This window comes from Janthinobacterium psychrotolerans, assembly GCF_001677885.1.
Classification (GTDB): Bacteria; Pseudomonadota; Gammaproteobacteria; order Burkholderiales; family Burkholderiaceae_D; genus Janthinobacterium; species Janthinobacterium psychrotolerans.
Window position 1 is genome coordinate 1 of sequence record NZ_LOCQ01000005.1, and the last position, 1,128, is coordinate 1,128.

The 1,128-nt window shown below is 57.9% G+C and carries 2 protein-coding genes; one reads left to right on the plus strand and one right to left on the minus strand.

The genetic code is table 11. The features are described from left to right. The coding region (locus ASR47_RS26715) for a transposase (protein WP_150127593.1) at positions 1-370 on the minus strand (370 nt) is incomplete at its 3' end. A 355-nt stretch (positions 371-725) separates the two neighbouring features. On the opposite strand from ASR47_RS26715, the gene ASR47_RS00050 reads away from it, so the two are divergent. Then, positions 726-1,128, plus strand: a 403-nt coding sequence (locus tag ASR47_RS00050) for a transposase (protein WP_150127594.1), incomplete at its 3' end; no start/stop codon positions are given.

The following is a 1,128-nucleotide window of genomic DNA, read 5'->3' on the forward strand; positions in this document are numbered from 1 at the left end:
TTTGGCTATCGACAACACCGGCACTCGGCAGCACCTCCCGCTCATTGCACAAGCGATCAAGCATCAGTGCCAGGTCATGAATGGTGCGAAACAGCATGCGCCGCATCAGCCGCCGGAACCAGTAATAAACTGTCTGATACGGCGGGAAATCATTGGGCAGCATGCGCCACTCGCATCCAGAGCGCACCATATAGCGCAGCGCATTGATCACTGCGCGCAGATCCGTCTTGCGAGGTCTTCCCGTCTTTGCTTGCTTCGGCAGCAGCGGTGTGATCAGACGCCACTCTTCATCTTTCACATCCGTAGGATAACCACGTTTGAGCGATGTCCTTACCTGTTGATGCTTGCTACGATTCTCTTGCGTCCACATGCCAGCTACTCCCAAACGTCAAAGACGCTTTGACACAAAAGTTGCTATGAAGTTTTTAAACCGTCACTGAATGACAATGTCCGTTTTCGGGGCGAAAGCTGGGTATTTCGGTCCATCGTGCCCACTGATTCCGGTCCATCGTGCCCAGCGATTCCGGTCCATCGCGCCCACCCATTCCGGTCCATCGTGCCCAGTTTGATGGGGTGACCGGAATCACTGGTCACGATACCGGAATCAGTGGGCACGATACCGGAATGGCCGGTCACGATACCGGAACGGTGTCGTAGCACGCCGAGATGATGTTACGCATATAGCAACCGAGAGGGTACGCTTCCAGCTTTTTTCTGGAGATAGCGTGCCCGCACCGAGGATCAATATGCGTAAGATAAAAGATGTCCTGCGTCTGAAGCTCGACGCCCAGTTGTCTCACCGGCAGATCGCCGCTGCACTGGGCATGTCGAAGGCTGCCGTGACCAAGTACCTTAGCCTGGCCGCAGCGGCGGGCCTGGATTGGGCGACGGTCCAGGGGATTGATGAGGCGGCGCTGGAGAGGCGCCTGCTCGTTGCGCCGGAACGCCCGCGAGAGCACGTGCAGCCCGATTATGGCCGCCTGCACCAGGAACTGCGCCGCAAGGGCATGACGTTGATGCTCTTGTGGGAGGAGCACCGCGCCGACTATGCCGATCGCCAGACCTACGGCTACACGCAGTTCTGCGAAAACTACCGCCGCTTCGCCAGGCAGCTCAAGCGCTCGATGC